The organism is Halalkalibacter lacteus (assembly GCF_036663595.1).
GTDB classification, from domain to species: Bacteria; Bacillota; Bacilli; order Bacillales; family Bacillaceae_D; genus Halalkalibacter; species Halalkalibacter lacteus.
In genome coordinates this window covers 1-250 of record NZ_JAWRVL010000353.1, presented here as the reverse complement: position 1 = coordinate 250, position 250 = coordinate 1, and the positions used below count along the sequence as shown (strand labels likewise).

1 protein-coding gene is annotated in these 250 nt (G+C 76.0%); it reads right to left on the bottom strand.

Translation table 11 applies throughout. The annotated features are described in order from the left end of the window. A partial coding sequence (gene mobA / locus SAZ04_RS22635; RefSeq protein ID WP_332699972.1) for a molybdenum cofactor guanylyltransferase occupies positions 1 to 206 on the bottom strand: 206 nt, incomplete at its 3' end. Positions 207 to 250: the final 44 nt, after the last annotated feature.

The window sequence follows — 250 nt, the reverse complement described above, 5'->3', positions numbered from 1 at the left end:
GGCAGGTCGCCGGCGAGGACCGCGACGAGCTCGAGGCTTGAGCCCACTCGCTCGTCGAGCGCCTCGAGACCTGCGGCGATGCCGGCGACCGGACCACCCCCGGGTGGCGACTCCCGCACGACCGGCCCGCCGCCGGGGACCCGCTCGGGCGGGCCGACGACGACGCGCTGGTGCTCGTGGGCGGCCTCGAGGATCCGCTCGACCATCGCGCGCCCGTCCACCTCGAGGGCGGGTTTGTGGCTTCCGATTG